The following is a 16199-nucleotide window of genomic DNA, read 5'->3' on the forward strand; positions in this document are numbered from 1 at the left end:
CCCCCAACTCCCCGCGATCTTGCACTTTCTGCCCCGACGAACCCGACCAACCACTCGAATCGACGACCGAAACCGCAAGATCGACGGCGGAGAGGGCGAGGGCTGCGTGGCCTGGAGGCGCGGCGCCGGGGGTGCCGGGGTTCGTGCACTCGGACTTCGCGCCGGTGGTGGTGGCCGTGGCGCAGCGGTGTCTCCTGCGGCGGTACGGGTCGACGGGGGTACCCGCCGGGGTGCGGACGGGAATCGTGCTGGTCAGCGCCAGCGGTGACCTCGCCAGCGCCCAGTACGTCCGGGCGAGCGTCGAGACCGGCGGGCGGGTCGGCCCGCTGTTCTTCTTCCAGTCCGTGCCCAACAGCGTCGCCGGGTACGTCGCGGCGCGCTGGGGGCTGCGCGGACCGGTGGTCTGCCTCAGCCCGACCGGTGACCCGTACGCCGACGGGGTCGCCGAGGCCGACCTGCTGCGCGACGACGGCGACGCCGACGAGGTGTTGCTGATTTTGATCGAACAGGCACCCGACAGGCCGACCGAGGCGGTCGCGGTGCTGCTGGGGGGAGGAGCACGACCATGAGGACAAGGGGATGGCGCGGCGCCCTGGCCGCCGACACCGAGCTGGGGGCGGGCAACGTCCTGGCCCGGGTGCTGGCGCACGGCGCCGACCCGGGCGGGCCCGGGTTGACCTTCGACACTGCCGTCGACGGGCACCCCGCCGAGACGCCACTGACGCTGGGACAACTCGACGAGCGGGTCGCCGCCCGAGCCGCCTGGCTGCACGAGCAGGGGGTACGCCCCCGCGACCCGGTCGCCGTCTGGGCCACCGCCGCCGCCGACATGGTGCTCAGCTACCTGGCGCTGGCCCGGCTCGGGGCGATCCCGGCGCTGATGAACGGCAAACTCCGTCCGGAGATCGCCGCCGAGTACATCCGCCGCCTGCGCGGTGTCGGTGTCCTCGCCGACGACGCGCACACCGCGCTGCTGGCGGGCCACGAGCTGGGCGTACCGCTGCTCGGCACCCCCGCGCAGGCCGGCACGGGTGACCCGACCGCGGCGCCGGCGCACCACCGGCACCACCCGGACGACCCGATCGTGATCACCCACACCTCCGGGACGACCGGGGTGCCGAAGGCGGTGCTGCACTCGCACGCCAGCCTGTTCGCCGCCACCCGGCACCTGCTCACCATGCCGCAGGCGCAGGGCACCACCCGGATCCTCAACGCGCTGCCCGCCCCGCACACCGCCACGGTGCTGATGGTCAACCAGGCGCTGGGCAACCGCGCGCAGATGTTCCTGCTGTCCGAGCAGGGCGGCGAGCGGGTGCTGGACGCGATCCAACGCTGGCGTCCGGACGGGGTGTTCGGTTTCTCCGTCACCTGGGCGGAACTGGCCCGCTTTGACCTGTCCGGATACGACCTGGACTCGGTGCGGCTGTGGTTCAACACCGGCGACGCCTCGCACGAGCCGCACATCCGTCGCCTCGTCGCCGTCGGTTGGCACGACACCGTCACCCGCGACGGGGTGGCGAAGGTGCCCGGCTCGGTCTTCATCGACGGGCTGGGTTCCAGCGAGATGGGGCATTCGATGTTCCACATCACCCATCGCGCCGACACCGACCGGTACGGCCGCTGCATCGGCCGCCCGTACCGGTTCACCAAGGTCGCGGTGCTCGACGCCGACGGCGCGCCGGTGCCGGTCGGCGAGGTGGGCTTCCTCGGCATCGACTCGCCGTCGCTGTTCCGGGGCTACTGGAACGACTCGGTCACCACCTACCGTTTCCGCCAGCGTGGCTGGTACCTCACCGGCGACCTGGTCCGGGCCGACGCCGACGGCCGCTACTACCACCTGGACCGGGCCGTCGACTCGGTCGACGCCGGTGACGGGCGACGCTTCTACACCGCGCTGTCCGAGGAGCGGATCCTCGCCGCCTGCCCGGACGTCACCGACTGCACAGTGGTGATCGTCGCCGAGGCCGGCGGGGTGGTCACCGACGTGCTGCTGGAGTTGACCGCCGGTGCCGACGAGGCCGAGGACCGCACCGAGCGGGTCCGTGCCGCGCTGGGCCCGGACGTCGGCGCCACGCTGCGCCGGGTCGTGCCGGTGCGCTCCGCCGACATCCCGGTCACCGTGACCGGCAAGGTCCGCAAGGTGGTCCTGCGCGAGCGCTACCTGACCGAGGCCAGTTCATGAGCGAGCGGAACGGGCGAACCAGGCGGCTCGGCGTCGCCACGGAGCGAAGCGGAGCGGCGGCGTGACCGCCCTCATCACGGGCATGGGTCTGTTCACCCCGGTCGGGCGGGGCGTCGAGGAAACCTTCGACGCGCTGACCACCGGCCGGTCCGGGCTGACCCGCCCACCCGAGGGGCACCCGGCGCGGGTGTCGCTGGACGTCGCCGGCCTGCTGCCCGACATCGACCCGCGTACCGTCGCGTCCGGCCCGGAGACCCGGGTGCTGGACCGGATCGTCGTGCTCGCGCTGCTCGCCGCCGCCGACGCGCTCGCCGACGCCGGCATCGAGGTGGGCCGCGACGTCGCACCCGACCGGATCGGCGTGATCGTCGGTGGTGTCGGGGGGATGGCCACCCTGGAGTCGCAGGTGCTGGCCCGGGCGGCCCGGGGCCGGGCGGCGATCAGCCCGTACCTGCTCACCGGGATCCTGCCGAACATGCCGGCGGCGCGCATCGCCATCGCGCACGGCATCCGCGGCTACAGCTCGGCGGTCGGCACCGCCTGCGCCTCCGGCGCCCAGGCGATCGCCGACGGGGTCCGGCTCATCGCGACCGGCGAAGTCGACGTGGTGCTCTGCGGGGCCAGCGAGGCACCGCTGTTCCCGACCTTCGCCGACACCTTCGGCAACGCGCGGGCGCTGGCGCGGGCCGGCACCGACCCGGGTCGGGCGAGTCGGCCGTTCGACACCTCCCGCAGCGGTTTCGTGCTGTCCGAGGGCGCCGCACTGCTGGTGCTCGAACGCGCCGAGCACGCCGCGGCGCGCGGCGTCGCCGGGTACGCCGAGGTGGCCGGCCACGGAGTCACGACGGACGCGTACCACCCGACCGCCCCCCGCCCCGACGGCGCCGGCGCGGCGGCCTGCATCCGCCACGCCCTGCGCAGCGCCGGCGTGCCGGCGGCGGCGGTCGGCTACGTCAACGCGCACGGCACCGCCACGAAGCTCGGTGACATCGCGGAGACCACCGCCCTCGCGGACGTCTTCGGTGTCGGCGGGGTGCCGGTCAGCTCCACCAAGGCCCTCACCGGGCACCTGCTCGGCGCCTCCGGGGTGCTGGAGGCGGCGGCCACCGCGTTGGCGCTCGGTCGGGGGCTCCTGCCGCCGACGTACCACCTCGACGACCCGGACCCGGCCTGCCCGGCGGACCACATCCGTGGCACGCCCCGCAAGGCCGACCCGGAGTACGCGGTGACCAACTCCTTCGGGTTCGGCGGCCAGAACGTGAGCTTGCTGCTGGCGCGCGTCGCCGAGCCGAGGAGGTGATCGCCGCGGCATCCCGGACGGGGGCGTCCGGACGGCAGCACGGGGGGAACCGGGTGGGAAGGGGTTTCAGGGACATGGACATCCGTGGTATCGACCACATCGAACTCTACGTGGGGGACGCCCGACAGGCGGCCTTCTACTTCAGTACCGCCGTCGGCTTCGAGGTCTGCGGCCAGGGCGGCCCGGAGACCGGGCTGGCGGGGCAGCGTTCACTGCTGCTCTGCCACGGCGACATCCGGTTGCTGCTCACCTCCGGGTTGAGCGAGGAGCATCCGGCGGCACGGTACGTGCGGCGCCACGGCGACGGCATCGCGGTCGTCGCGGTCGAGGTCGACGACGTGTCGGCCGCGTACGCCGAATTGGTGGGCCGGGGCGCGACCGGGGTGACGCCGCCGACCACCCGCGCCGGCGTGGACGCCGAGGTGGTGTTCGCCGAGGTGGACGGCTTCGCCGACGTGCGGCACCGGCTGGTGCAGCGCCGGGGTGACCGGGGCGAGTTCCTGCCGGGCGCCATCACCCCGACGGCGTCCACGAAGGACGGCCATCCGCCGGTGCTCGCCGAGATCGACCACCTGGCGGTGTGCGTGCCGCCCGGTCAGCTCGACGACACGGTCCGGCACTTCGAGGCGCTGTTCGACTTCGCGCAGATCTTCGAGGAGCACATCGAGGTCGACGGGCAGGGGATGAACTCCAAGGTGGTGCAGAGCCCGTCCGGGCGGGTCACCGTGGTGCTGCTGGAGCCGGACCGCGCTCGGCGGCCGGGGCAGATCGACGCGTTCCTCGACCAGCACGCCGGTGGGGGGGTGCAGCACCTGGGGTTGCGCACCGACGACATCGTCGCCGCCGTGGAGGCGCTGGGCCGGCGTGGTGTGCGTTTCGCCGGCACCCCCGCCAGCTACTACGACGCGCTGGAGGCGCGGGTCGGTCCGGTGGACGCTCCGCTGGAGCGGCTGCGTGAGCTGGGCGTGCTCGTCGACTCCGACCACGACGGTCAGCTGTTGCAGATCTTCGCCGAGTCGATGCACGTGCGCCGCACGCTCTTCCTGGAGCTGATCGAGCGGCGCGGGGCGCGGGGTTTCGGCAGCGGCAACATCAAGGCGCTCTACGAGGCCAAGGAACGGGAGTTGGCCGCCGTGGCGGCCACCCCCCAGGGGGTGGGTGCGTGAGCGCGAGGAGTGAGCCGGGTTTGCGAGCCCCGCAGTCGCGAACCAGGCAGGCCCGGTGAGCGCGAGGAGTGAGCCGGGTTTGCGAGCCCCGCAGTCGCGAACCGAGGAGGTCCGATGACGTCGACCGAGTACGAACCCACGCTGACCGCCGAGGAGCGGGCGCTGCTGCCGTCCGACGACGACGTACGGCACTACGCCGAGCACGGCTGGTACCTGTCCGGGAAGGTGTTCACCGACGACGAGGTGGACGCCCTCGCCGCCGCCGCGCGGCGCTACTACGACGGGGAGCGGGACCGCCGGCTGCCGGTGCGACCGCCGAAGTTGGCCTACTGGGACCCGTCGAAGGGGCCGGTGCAGCGGCACAACGACTACGTCCACCACGAACACGACGGGCTCGGCGCGATCCTGCGCAAGCCGCTGATCGGTGCGGTCGCCGCGCGGCTGGCCGGGGCCGACGAGATCCGGGTCTTCCAGTCCACGCTGATCTACAAGCCGGCGATCTCCGGCGAGCCGAGCAACATCGTGCCCTGGCACTTCGACAAGCACTACTGGGCGTCCTCGTCGTCGGAGAGGATGCTCACCGCGTTCATCCCCTTCCACGACTGCGGGGAGGAGATGGGCACCATCACCATGGTCGACGGTTCGCACCGGTGGAGGGAGATCGGGGCGGACGACACGGTGGTGCGGCACTTCGCCGACCGGGACCGCAGCCAGCTGGAGGAGATGCTGGCCGAGAACGCCGCGTACAACGGCGCGGAGATCCGCAAGATCCCGATGGTGATCCCCAAGGGGCACGTGAGCTTCCACCACTGCCGCACCTACCACGGCAGTGGCCCCAACGTCAGCGGTCGGCCGCGTCAGGCGATCTCGCTGCACCTCCAGGACGGCGACAACGCCTGGCGGGAGTATCCGCTCTCCGACGGCACGCTCGCCGCGTACAACCACGACGTGCTGGTCCGCCGCACCCACGACGGGCGGCCGGACTACGCGGACCCCGACTACTGCCCGGTCATCTGGCGCCACCGCGCCCAGCAGGGAGGCTGACATGTCACGGTACGACTGGGGTAAGACGCACCCGGGCATCGAGCGGTTGGAGCGGGCGGTGACCGACCGGCGCGACGCCGTGGTCAAGCACCCGCTCTACGCCAACCTGGACAACCACCAGGCGTTGGTCACCTTCATGGAGCACCACGTCTTCGCGGTCTGGGACTTCATGTCGCTGCTGAAGTCGCTGCAACGGCAGTTGACCTGCGTCAGCGTGCCGTGGATCCCGACCGGTCCGACCGGCAGCCGCCGCCTGATCAACGACATCGTCATGGTGGAGGAGAGCGACGAGCTGGGCGGCGGCTACATCAGCCACTTCGAGTTGTACGTGCGGGGCATGGCCGAGGCCGGCGCGGACACCAGCGCGGTGAACGCCCTCGTCGACCTGCTGCGCGCCGGCCGTCCGGTCACCGAGGCGCTCGCCGAGGCAGGGGTACCCGCCGCGTCGGCGAGGTTCGCCGCGACCACCTGGCAGATCATCGAGTCCACCCCGGTGCACTGCCAGGCGGCGGCCTTCGCGTTCGGCCGGGAGGACCTGATCCCGGACATGTTCACCCAGGTCGTCTCGGTCAACGAGGTCAGCAACCGGCTGCACACCTTCGTCGACTACCTGGAGCGGCACATCGAGGTCGACGGCGAACAGCACACCCCGATGGCCATGCAGATGCTCGCGGACCTGTGCGGCGACGACGACACCAGGTGGCAGGAGTGCGCCGACACGGTCAACACGGCCCTCGCCGCCCGGGCCCGACTGTGGGACGACATCCTGGCCGCCATCAAGGGGCCCGCGTGACCGACGCCGACCCGGTCCGGCTCTACCGCACGGTCCGGCTGATCCGCCGGTTCGAGGAACGGGCGGTGGAGCTGGTCCACGGCGGGCAGATCGTCGGCGGCATCCACCCGTACCTCGGTCAGGAGGGGATCGCCGCCGGCGTCTGCGCCGCGCTGGGTGCCGACGACGTGCTCGCCGGCACCCACCGCGGGCACGGGCACGTGCTGGCTCGCGGGGCCGACCCGGCCCGGATGCTGGCCGAGCTGTGCGGCCGGGTCACCGGCCTCAACGCCGGGCGGGGCGGTTCGATGCACGCCGCCGACCTGAGCATCGGTGTGCTCGGCGCCAACGCGATCGTCGGGGCGTCCGGGGCGATCATCACCGGGGCGGTCTGGGCACACCGCCGCCGGGGCCGCGACACCGTCGGGGTGAGCTTCTTCGGCGACGGCGCGGTCAACGAGGGGATGCTGTTGGAGGCGTTCAACCTGGCCGCGCTCTGGCGGGTGCCGGTGCTGTTCGTCTGCGAGAACAACGGCTACGCCACCACCATGCCGGTCGCCGGCGCGGTGGCCGGCAGCATCGCCGGCCGGGCCGCCGCGTTCGGCATCCCGGCCGCTCAGGTCGACGGCCAGGACCCGGAGACGGTACGCGTCGCCGCGTCCGCCGCCGTCGACCGGATGCGCGCCGGCGGGGGCCCGGAGCTGGTCGAGGCCCGCACCTACCGCTTCGACGCCCACCACACCTTCGAACACGCGGTACGCCTCGACTACCGGCCGCCGGACGAGGTGGCCCGGGGCCGGGCCCGGGACCCGGTGGACATCCAGGGTGCACGGCTCAGCGACGCCGACCGGGCAGCCGTGGACGCCGAGGTCGAGGCGACTCTCGACGCGGCGGTGCGGTTCGCCCTGGGTAGCCCCGAACCCGACCCGGCCGACGCGCTGACCTACCTGTACGCCAGCGGCCTGACCGCCCGAGCCGGAGGTGGGTGAGGTGCCTCGACTGTCGTACCGGCGGGCGTTGACCCGGGCGCTCGCCGACGAGTTGGCCCGCGACGAGGCGGTGTTCCTGCTCGGCGAGGACATCCAGGTCGGGGCGTCGTTGGTGACCACCGGGCTGGCCAAGCGGTTCGGGGCCGAACGGGTTCGCGACACCCCGCTGTCGGAGCAGGCGTTCACCAGCTTCGCCACCGGGGCGGCGCTGGCCGGGCTGCGGCCGGTGATCGAGTTCCAGATCCCGTCGCTGCTGTTTCTGGTCTTCGAGCAGATCGTCAACCACGCGCACAAGTTCCCGTTGATGACCGGCGGGCAGTGCGGCGTTCCCGTCACCTACCTGGTGCCCGGCTCCGGCTCGCGTACCGGGTGGGCCGGGCAGCACTCCGACCACCCGTACAGCCTCTTCGCCCACGTCGGCGTGGTGACCGTCGTGCCGGCAACCCCGGCGGACGCGTACGGGCTGCTGGTCACCGCGATCCGGCACGACGACCCGGTGGTGGTGTTCGCGCCGGCCGCTGCGATGGACGTGCGTGACGACGTCGACGACCTGGCACCGGTGCCGCTGGGCCGGGGCCGGATCCACCGCTTCGGCGACGACGTGACGGTGGTGGCGATCGGACACCTGGTGCACGACGCGCTCGCGGTCGCCGAGGAGCTGGCCGGCCAGGTCTCGGTGGAGGTGTTCGACCCGCGCACCCTGTACCCGTTCGACATCGACGGTCTCACCGAGTCGGTGGCCCGCACCGGACGCCTGGTGGTGTTCGACGACGCGAACCGCTCCTGCGGGATGGCCGCCGAGATCATCGCCTCGGTGCTGGAGCGGGTGCCGCTGCTCGCCCCGCCGCGCCGGGTCACCCGACCGGACGGGGCGGTGTTGCCGTTCGCCCCGGCACTGGACCGGGCCGTCCAGCCCGGCCGGGACCAGCTCGTCACCGCCATCCACCTGACCATGAAGGACGGATCATGATCGACCCGAACTACCCGTGGCCGGCGGCCGACCGGGCCTGGACCGACCTGCCGGAGCCGTCGCGTCGGGCCATGGTGGCCAGTGGGGCGGCGGCGTGGGAGCAGGTCTTCCACGGTCGGGCCACCTACAACAAGCAGTGGCGACTGGCCCGCCCCCCGGTGCTCACCGCCGACGCCTGGCGGGAGCTCAACGAGGTCTGCGACCGGCTCGCCCAACTCATCCTCGACGCCTGTCGCCGTCGGGCCGGCACCGCCGGCGAGCTGCGCCGGCTGCTCGGTGTGCCGGCGGGGGAGACCCGCCTGCTGGACGAGTCGGAGCCGCTGACCGAGGCGCTGCTGGCCGCGTACCGGCCCGATGTGATCTTTTCGGAGGGGGTGCCGAAGTTCGTCGAGTACAACATCGACAGCAGCCTGGGCGGCGGGTTCGACGCGGACACCGTCATCCAGAGGTTCGCGCACCTCTACCGGGAGCGCGGCATCCTCGACGACCTGGCGGTGCGGGCCGCGCCGTCCCTGCTCGACCAGCGGTTCGTGGCGATCCGGACGGAGTTGCGGCTGCCCGAGGGCGCCCGGGTGGCGTTGCTGATGGACTTCGACGCCGACTACCCGGGCCTCGACGACCCGCAGACGTTCATCCGGATCCTCGACCCGCTCGCCGTGCGGGCCCGGGACTTCGGTATCGACCTGGTCATCGCCCCGGTCTCCACCGCCAGCCTGGACGGCGACAACCGACTGGTCGTCGCCGGCGCGCCGGTCGACGCGCTGTTCCGGCTGTTCGTGCCGAACCGGGTCACCCCGACCGCCGGCCTGGACGCGGTGGCCCTGGCCCTCGCGGCCGGCACCCTGCCGATGTTCGTGTCGGCGGCGGCCTGGCTGCTCGGCAACAAGACCACGTTCGCCTGGCTGTGGGAGGACGTGGACGGGCTGCCCGCCGACGACCAGGCGCTGATCCGCCGGCACGTGCCGTACACGGTGCCGTTGACCGTCGCGGTGCTCGACCGGGCCATCGCCGAGCAGGCGGCGCTGGTGGCGAAACCGGCCGACGGCTCCGCCGGGCACGGTGTGCTGCTCGGCCCGGAGTTGAGTGCGGCGGACTGGACCGACGGCCTCCGCGCCGCCGTCGACCAGGGCGGCGCGATCCTGCAGGAGTACCTGCCGACCGACCGGGTGTCGATGGACTTCGTCCAGATCGAGACCGGTGAGACGGTCACCGCCGACGTCCCGTACTCGCTGGCCCCGTACCTGTTCGGCCGCCACGCCTCCGGCGGCCTGGCGAGGGTCGGCTACCCCGGCTGCGACGGGGTCCTCAACCTGGCCCACGGCGTCCTGCTGACCGGAATCCTCCTCACCGACTGACCCCAACTAACCCCACCCCACCCCGTTGATCGTGAAGTTGTTGCCCTCCACGGCGGCGTGTCGTGGCGATAATCATGATCAACGGGGTGGGGTGGGACGGGGTGGGGCGGGTCAGCGGGTGCGGTGGGGGGAGAGGGCGCGGAGGGTTTCGGCTGTTGCTATGGCGTCGCTGCGGGCGCTGCCGTGGCGGCCGTCGGTGCTGTAGAGGGTCGGGTCGGCCGTCAGCGGGTGGTCGGTCAGGTGCACGTGGACCGTGCCGAGACGTTCGGCCAGCCCTGCCGTGTGGGCGGACAGGCGGCGCATCCGTTCACCCAGGCCGGCCCGGAGATGCTCGGGGACCGCCGGGCTGTGCGAAACGTCGAACATGCCCACGGTGATCACGTCGGCGCCCGCGTCGCGCAGCGCCGTGATCATCGCGGTCAGGTCGGCGTCCACCGCGTCCGCGTCGTACGCCGGATGGAACGCGTCGTTGCCGCCGCAGACCACCAGCGCCAGGTCCGGTCGGAAGGCCAGCGCCGGGGCGAGCTGGGTGGCCCGCACCTGGTGCGCGCGCAGCCCGCGTCGACCCAGATTCGAGTACGCCAGCTCGGGGCGGACGGCCGTCAGCTCGGCGGCGATCCGGTCCGCCCACTGCACGTCGGGGTAGCCCGGTGTCGGCTCGCACATGCCCTCCACGACACTGTCGCCCAGTGCCACGAACCGCCGCCACGGGTGCCCGCGCAGCAGGTCGGCGGCCTCCCCGGGGCGCAGGCAGTACGGGTCCGTCGATTCGGCGAGCGTCGATGGCATCCCGGCACGCTAGCCGACCGTCGGGCCGCCCGGCCAGGCTCAGCCCGGTCAGGGTGACCTCGGCCAGGTAGACACAGGTCTGTCCCTCGTGCGACGAGTAGTAACTCACCCACAGCAGGTCGTCGTGCCAGACCAGGCCGGGGTAGCTGGTGTCGCCACCGGAGGGCAGCGCGGCCAGCTCGGTCAACTCGCCCCGGTCCGGGTCGACCACACAGATCGCGGTACGGACCGCGCCGTCGTGCCGGCGCACCCCTGCCAGCAGCCGCCCGTCGGGCAGCCGCAGCAGCGTCGGCCCGCCCACCTGGACACCCAGGTCGGTCCAGGTCCACTCCCGGTACGGCGGCGCGGCCCTGCCGAGCTGCGCGCTCGCGGTGGCCGTGTCGCGCCGCAGCAGGCAGAGGGCGGTGCCGTCCGGGGTGAAGACCAGACCGGACTCGTTGGGGTACCCGTCCTCGAACAGCGTCGGCACCCACGGTCGCAGGTCGAGCCCGTCGGTGCTGCGGTAGAGCCGCGCGAACCTCGGCTCCCGGGTGGCGTAGCCGACGCCGTACATCGCGTCGTCGTGCCAGGCGGCCCGCCACACCCAAACGCCCGGCTCACCAACCGGGGTGGGATTGCCCCAGGCGTGCCCGTCGGTGGAGAGCCAGGTCACCGTCTGGAACGTCTTGGTCGCCTCGCCGACGGCCGCCGCCGCGAGCAGTTGCAGCCGCCCGTCGGGTCGCGCGACGAAGCGCGGGTCGCGCAGGTCGACGCCGGTGTGCCGGATGACGGCCGCCGAGATCCACGACCGACCGTCGGTCGACGTCAGCACCCGGAGCGCGCCGTCGTCGCTGAGGTGGGTCCGGGCCTCCCGGAAGGCGCAGAACCACTGCCCGGCGTACCGGACGAGGTCGGTGAAGGCGCTGTGCGGCGCCCGGTCGCCGATCCGACGTACGGCGGTGACCTCGGCGGTGGGGCGACGGGTGGGTGACGACGTCATACGCGGCGGCCTCCAGGTGCGGTGACGACGGCCGACGGTAGACGTCCCCGCCGACGCCCACGCGGCCAGCAGCCGAACGTCCGACGAACAACGCGACCAGTGTCGGATTGGCGTCCCTCGGCACGGTGACGCCGGCGCGCTGGGCCAGGACGGTGGCGTGGACCGCGCACGATGGACGGTGGGCCGACCCGGTGGGAGCCGGGGCCCTCGGCGAGGGAGGTGGCTGCCGTGCTCGGTTCGTTCCTCCAGGCCCTCGCGTCGAAGCTGGTCGAGGAGATCCTCAAGCTCCTGGTCCAGTGGCTGGCGCCGAAGGCGCTGCGGTCCGTGCCGCACCGCGCCTCGCCGAACTGCCCACGCTGCGGTGGGTACGGGGTCCGCCGGTGGGCGCCCGGCGGCATGTGGATGTTCCTGCCGGCCGTGCTGGCCTTCGCCTGGGGCTTCGGGTTCACCCTGCTCAGTGTGCCGGTGGTGGTGGTCGCGGTGGTCGTCGTGTTGGTGAGCGCCGGCCTCGGCGGAGTGCTACCCGCGCTGCTCGCGCTGCTCGGCCCGCTGCTCCCCGCCGCGCTGATGGTCGCGGGCGCGTTCGGCCTGGCCCACTACCACAGCTACCCACCGAAGTGGTGCGCCCGCTGCCACGGCCGGTGGCCACGGCGGGACCGGGACGAGTACCTGCGGGCGTCGGCTCCGGTGGTGCGGTGCGGCTGCGGTCAGCGGCTGCGGGTGCCCCGGGCGCGGGCGCGGCTGCGCTGCCCCCGCTGCCGATCCGAGCTCGTCACGGCGGCTCCAGCCGACCGGTGACCGGCCTCGGCCGGCACGGGATCAGGGGGCCACGCTCTGCTCGGCGAGCAGTTCGTCGAGGACCTGTCGGGCTCCGGCGGCCTTGGCCGGGTCCTGGTCGCCCAGGGTGATCAGCGACTTCCACAGCGCCCACCCCCGACCCCGGGCCCAGGTGGCGTCGTCCAGGCCGAGGGCCTCGCGGAAGGCGGACCGGCTCGGACCGTGCAGCAACGTCCAGGCGATCACCGTGTCGCAGGCGGGGTCACCCACGCCGGAGCAGCCGAAGTCGATGACGGCGGCCAGCCTGCCGCCGCGGACGAGGAGGTTGCCGTGGGCGACGTCGCCGTGGAACCAGACCGCCGGCCCGGCCCACGTGGCGTCGAGGGCGGCCTGCCACATGCGGGTCACCGTGTCGACGGGCACCTGATCGCGGTGTGCCACGATCGCCCGCCGGGTCTCGCCGTCGTACGTGGACAGGGGGCCGCCGCGCCAGGCGCTGTGCGGGCCGGGCGCAGGGCCGTCGGTGGCGTCCACGTCGCGCAGCGCGCGCAGGAAGGCGGCGAGGTCGGTGGCGAACCGGGTCAGGTCGTCGATCCGCTCGGACTGGGCGATCCGCCCGTCGATCCACCGGTAGATCGACCACGGGTACGGGTAACCGGCGCCGGGCTGCCCGCACGCCAGCGGCACGGGGATCTCCACCGGCAGTCGTGGTCCGAGCACCGGCAACCAGCGCTGCTCCTTGGCGACCTGGAGGGCGTACCCCTCGCCGCTGGGCAGCCGCACGCTCATCGTCTCGCCCAGGCGGAAGGTGCGGTTGTCCCAGCCATCGACCTCGACCGGCCGGACCGGCAGATCCGCCCACCGGGGGAACTGCTCGGCCACCAGGCGGCGGACCAGGGTCGTGTCGATCCGCTCGGCCACGGCGGGGTCGGTCTCGGGTACGCCCGGCGTGGGCTGCGCTTCCATTGGTCCGAGCCTGCCGCAGCCGGGCCAGGCCCGCAACGGCTTTACGGGGCGGCGACGGGGGTGGGTCTCGCCGGTGTCTCCGGGCCCGATGCCCTGCTCAGCAGCGGGTACGCGGTGACCGCCAGGCACGCCGCCGCCATGGTCAGCAGGGCCGGGGTGAGCCCGAGGGCGTCCACCGACCAGCCGCCGAGCAGCGCGCCGACCGGCAACCCGACGAAGGCCAACGAACCGGCGATGCCGATCACCCGGGTCTGCAACTCCGGTGGCACCCGCTCGTAGAGCGCCACCCCGAGCAGCGGGTTGACCGCCGCGATGCCGATTCCGGACAGGAACGTCACCACCAGCACCACCGGCAGCTCGTCGCTGATCGCCAGCGCCACCAGCCGGGGCGTGCCGGCGACCAGCGCGCCGAGGAGGAACGTCAACCGTCGCGGTAGCCGGGGCCCGAGCGCGGTGAACGCCAGGTTGCCCAGCAGTGCGCCCGCCGAGAACGCCGCCAGGACCAGGCCGAGACCGCTCGGGCCGGGCAGCTCCCGGGCGACCCAGACCGGGATGTAGACGGCCACGCTGGCGTTGGCCACCATGTTCAGCGCCGAGATGACGACCAGCATGCCGAGCAGCGGCCGGTCCCGGCCCAGGTAGCCGAAGCCGCCGCGCAGCGCGCGCAGGTAACTCTCCGGCGGGCCGGGCGGTGTCGCGGCGGCCGGCGCGCGGACCAGGACGCCGATCAGCAGCGCGCAGACCCCGAAGCTGGCGGCGTCGATGAGGATCGCCTCGGTCACCCCGAACGCGGCGATCAACACACCGCCCACGGCGGCGCCGAACAGGGTCACCACCCGGCTCAACCCGTCGTACGCGGAGGTCAGCCGGATCAGCGGCACCCCGGCGGCCTCCGCGGCCGGGCGGAACATCACGTGCTTCACCCGGTCCCCGATGCCGCGCAGCGCGCCGGCCACCGCGACCAGCGCCACCAGCGGGGCGAAGCCCAACCAGGGCGTCAACGCGACGACGACCATCGCCACCGCGCTGCCCAGGTCGCAGAGGATCGAGGTCCGGCGCAGGCCGATCCGGTCCGCCCACGGCGTGCCCAACGCGCTGGACAGCAGGTACGGCAGGGTCTCCGCGAACGCGACCAGGCCCATCTTGGTGGGGCTGCCGGTGGTGACCAGCACCAGCCAGGGGATGGTCACCACCGAGATGCGGGTGCCCAGGTTGGAGATCAGGTCCGCGCCGACCAGGACGACCAGTTGCCGGCGGGGGGTCACGCCCCGACCGCCGCCGCCCGACGGGTCGCGTACCGTTCGCGCAGCGCCCGCTTGTCCACCTTCATCGACCGGTTCACCGGGAGCCGGTCGAGGAACTCCACAGCGGCCGGCGCCCACATCTCGTTGAGTTCGGCGGTCACCAGGTCGATCAGCTCCACACCGGTGACCGTCGCGCCCGGGGCCGGCACCACGTACGCGTACGGGACCTCGCCGTCCGTCTCGTCGGGTACGCCGATCACGGCGGCGGACCGTACCTGCGGATGCCCGGCCAGCACGTCCTCGATGGGACGGCAGAAGATCGGCCAGCTCCGCCGTTGCGTGAGGATCGCGTCGTCAGCCCGGTCGACGAGGTAGAGGTAGCCCTCGTCGTCGAGGTGACCGATGTCGCGGGTCCGCACCCAACCGTCCACGAGCGTCTGCGCGGTCAGCTCCGGCTGGCCGTGGTAGCCGGCGAAGCTCAGTCGGGTGCGCACCCACACCGTGCCGTCGCGGCCCGTCGGCACCACCGCGCCGTCGTCGTCGCGGATCTCGATGCGCACGTCCCCGTACGGTCGGCCGCAGGACCGCAGCCGCTGCGGGTGCTCCGGATCGTCGGTCAATCCGGGCAGCGCGGTGATCACGACCGCCTCGCTGAGGCCGTACACGATGCGCAGCACCGGGCCGAACCGCGCGATGGCCTGGCGCAGCCGGGCGGGCGCGGCGGGCCCGGCGCCCACGTTGAACATGAACATGGCGGAGAAGTCCGCGCCGACGAGCGCCGGATGGTCCAACACCTCGTACAGCATCGGCGGGGTGACGAAGGTCGAGTTGATTCGCTCCCGCTGCACGGTGCCGACGAAGGCCACCGGGTCCCAGTCGTCGCGCAGGAACAGCACCCCGCCGGTGAACAGGTTGAACAGGGTGGTGATCTGGCCGCTGGCCAGCCACATCGGCGAGTGCGACAGATGCCGCAGCAGCGGGAACCCGGCGGCCCGGAACTCGGCGGCCAGGGTGAGGATCTGGGCGTAGAAGCTCTCCCGGTGGTGCACCAGCTTCGGGCTGCCAGTGGTGCCACTGGTCTGCAGGAACGACTCGGGCGCGGGCAGCTCGGGCGCCGGCAGCTCGGTCGCGGGCAGCCCCGTCGCCTGGGCGTCGGCGGTGAGGTCGGGGCCGGCGCCGCCCGCGCCCAGGCAGCACACCGGCGTGCCGGGCAGCGCGGCGGCCAACTCCGGGCCCAGGCTGGCCGGGTCGCGGGCGTCGTAGACGAGAGCGTCGGGGCGGGCCAACCGGATGAACTCGTCGACCTCCCGGCGTGCGGTGACCGGGGCCACCCACATCGTCCGGCAGCCGAGCAGATGCAGGGCGAGCTGGAGCAGCGGGCCCTCCACCGCGTTCGCGACGGTCACCAGCACCGCCGACCCGGGCCGTACGCCGTGCCGGGTCAGCGTCGCGGCCATCCCGTGGACCTGAGCGGCGGCCTCGGTGTAGGTCAGTCGCCGGCCGCCGCCGACCAGCGCCTCCCGGTCGCCGAATTCGGCGAACAGGTCCAACACCCTGTGCACGTAGGTCGTGTGCCCGGGTCCGTCAGTCATCCGGCAGCCCCCATCCGAGAAATCGGCGGTCCCCGGGCAGCCCCCGGGAACGACGCGACGGGTGGCGCGCACGG

At 73.2% G+C, this 16199-nt stretch carries 15 protein-coding genes; 11 read left to right on the forward strand and 4 right to left on the reverse strand.

What is annotated here, in order from left to right; translation table 11 throughout:
• Positions 1-143 precede the first annotated feature (143 nt).
• The 9 genes from AB0J33_RS15090 to AB0J33_RS15130 all read left to right on the forward strand — a co-directional run bounded on the left by AB0J33_RS15090 (position 144) and on the right by AB0J33_RS15130 (position 9778).
• Complete coding sequence (locus AB0J33_RS15090) at positions 144-569, forward strand: beta-ketoacyl synthase chain length factor (protein ID WP_363613760.1); 426 nt, start codon at positions 144-146, stop codon at positions 567-569.
• The gene (locus AB0J33_RS15095) at positions 566-2182 is read left to right on the forward strand and encodes a class I adenylate-forming enzyme family protein (protein WP_363613762.1); all 1617 of its coding nucleotides are present in this window, start codon (positions 566-568) and stop codon (positions 2180-2182) included. Before AB0J33_RS15090 ends, AB0J33_RS15095 begins: the two co-directional genes overlap by 4 nt.
• A 61-nt stretch (positions 2183-2243) precedes the next feature.
• Positions 2244-3482 carry a beta-ketoacyl-[acyl-carrier-protein] synthase family protein gene (locus tag AB0J33_RS15100; protein WP_363613764.1) on the forward strand — a complete coding sequence of 413 codons (1239 nt, stop codon included), beginning with the start codon at positions 2244-2246 and terminating at the stop codon, positions 3480-3482.
• A gap of 74 nt (positions 3483-3556) precedes the next feature.
• Entirely contained in the window at positions 3557-4648 is a 1092-nt protein-coding gene (gene hppD / locus AB0J33_RS15105) for a 4-hydroxyphenylpyruvate dioxygenase (RefSeq protein ID WP_363613766.1), read from the forward strand.
• Between the two features lie 114 nt (positions 4649-4762).
• The gene (locus AB0J33_RS15110; protein ID WP_363613768.1) at positions 4763-5692 is read left to right on the forward strand and encodes a phytanoyl-CoA dioxygenase family protein; all 930 of its coding nucleotides are present in this window, start codon (positions 4763-4765) and stop codon (positions 5690-5692) included.
• Between the two features lies 1 nt (position 5693).
• A complete protein-coding gene (locus AB0J33_RS15115) occupies positions 5694-6485 on the forward strand; it encodes a DUF3050 domain-containing protein (RefSeq protein ID WP_363613770.1) in 792 nt (263 codons plus the stop codon).
• The gene (locus tag AB0J33_RS15120) at positions 6482-7453 is read left to right on the forward strand and encodes a thiamine pyrophosphate-dependent dehydrogenase E1 component subunit alpha (protein ID WP_363613772.1); all 972 of its coding nucleotides are present in this window, start codon (positions 6482-6484) and stop codon (positions 7451-7453) included. Before AB0J33_RS15115 ends, AB0J33_RS15120 begins: the two co-directional genes overlap by 4 nt.
• Before the next feature lies 1 nt (position 7454).
• Positions 7455-8423: a transketolase C-terminal domain-containing protein gene (locus tag AB0J33_RS15125; protein WP_363613774.1), complete on the forward strand. Its 969-nt coding sequence runs from the start codon at positions 7455-7457 to the stop codon at positions 8421-8423.
• Positions 8420-9778, forward strand: coding sequence for a hypothetical protein (locus AB0J33_RS15130; RefSeq protein ID WP_363613776.1), 1359 nt, complete (start codon positions 8420-8422; stop codon positions 9776-9778). The genes AB0J33_RS15125 and AB0J33_RS15130 overlap by 4 nt, the downstream gene beginning before the upstream one ends.
• A gap of 111 nt (positions 9779-9889) precedes the next feature.
• On the opposite strand, the gene AB0J33_RS15135 is transcribed toward AB0J33_RS15130, so the two are convergent.
• Positions 9890-10567, reverse strand: coding sequence for an SGNH/GDSL hydrolase family protein (locus tag AB0J33_RS15135; RefSeq protein WP_363613778.1), 678 nt, complete (start codon positions 10565-10567; stop codon positions 9890-9892).
• Between the two features lie 764 nt (positions 10568-11331).
• Here AB0J33_RS15135 and AB0J33_RS15140 point away from each other — a divergent pair.
• Positions 11332-11571, forward strand: a complete 240-nt coding sequence (locus AB0J33_RS15140) for a hypothetical protein (protein WP_363613780.1) — start codon at positions 11332-11334, stop codon at positions 11569-11571.
• Positions 11572-11774: 203 nt separating this feature from the next.
• Positions 11775-12344, forward strand: coding sequence for a hypothetical protein (locus tag AB0J33_RS15145; protein ID WP_363613782.1), 570 nt, complete (start codon positions 11775-11777; stop codon positions 12342-12344).
• Between the two features lie 21 nt (positions 12345-12365).
• On the opposite strand, the gene AB0J33_RS15150 is transcribed toward AB0J33_RS15145, so the two are convergent.
• The 3 genes from AB0J33_RS15150 to AB0J33_RS15160 are packed head-to-tail and all read right to left on the reverse strand — an operon-like array spanning position 12366 to position 16125.
• Entirely contained in the window at positions 12366-13289 is a 924-nt protein-coding gene (locus AB0J33_RS15150) for an aminoglycoside phosphotransferase family protein (protein ID WP_363613784.1), read from the reverse strand.
• A gap of 41 nt (positions 13290-13330) precedes the next feature.
• Entirely contained in the window at positions 13331-14554 is a 1224-nt protein-coding gene (locus tag AB0J33_RS15155; protein WP_363613786.1) for an MFS transporter, read from the reverse strand.
• Positions 14551-16125, reverse strand: coding sequence for an AMP-binding protein (locus AB0J33_RS15160; protein WP_363613788.1), 1575 nt, complete (start codon positions 16123-16125; stop codon positions 14551-14553). The genes AB0J33_RS15155 and AB0J33_RS15160 overlap by 4 nt, the downstream gene beginning before the upstream one ends.
• Positions 16126-16199: the final 74 nt, after the last annotated feature.

Origin of the sequence: Micromonospora sp. NPDC049645, assembly GCF_040675155.1 — a bacterium.
Lineage (GTDB): Bacteria > Actinomycetota > Actinomycetes > Mycobacteriales > Micromonosporaceae > Micromonospora.

What these genes read in the sequence shown, in the direction of transcription:
- AB0J33_RS15095 (WP_363613762.1), top strand. Translation starts at nt 566, where the DNA reads ATGAGGACAAGGGGATGGCGCGGCGCCCTGGCCGCCGACACCGAGCTG.
- hppD (WP_363613766.1), top strand. Translation starts at nt 3,557, where the DNA reads ATGGACATCCGTGGTATCGACCACATCGAACTCTACGTGGGGGACGCC.
- AB0J33_RS15110 (WP_363613768.1), top strand. Translation starts at nt 4,763, where the DNA reads ATGACGTCGACCGAGTACGAACCCACGCTGACCGCCGAGGAGCGGGCG.
- AB0J33_RS15115 (WP_363613770.1), top strand. Translation starts at nt 5,694, where the DNA reads ATGTCACGGTACGACTGGGGTAAGACGCACCCGGGCATCGAGCGGTTG.
- AB0J33_RS15130 (WP_363613776.1), top strand. Translation starts at nt 8,420, where the DNA reads ATGATCGACCCGAACTACCCGTGGCCGGCGGCCGACCGGGCCTGGACC.
- AB0J33_RS15135 (WP_363613778.1), bottom strand. Translation starts at nt 10,567, where the DNA reads ATGCCATCGACGCTCGCCGAATCGACGGACCCGTACTGCCTGCGCCCC.
- AB0J33_RS15140 (WP_363613780.1), top strand. Translation starts at nt 11,332, where the DNA reads ATGACGGCCGCCGAGATCCACGACCGACCGTCGGTCGACGTCAGCACC.
- AB0J33_RS15150 (WP_363613784.1), bottom strand. Translation starts at nt 13,289, where the DNA reads ATGGAAGCGCAGCCCACGCCGGGCGTACCCGAGACCGACCCCGCCGTG.
- AB0J33_RS15160 (WP_363613788.1), bottom strand. Translation starts at nt 16,125, where the DNA reads ATGACTGACGGACCCGGGCACACGACCTACGTGCACAGGGTGTTGGAC.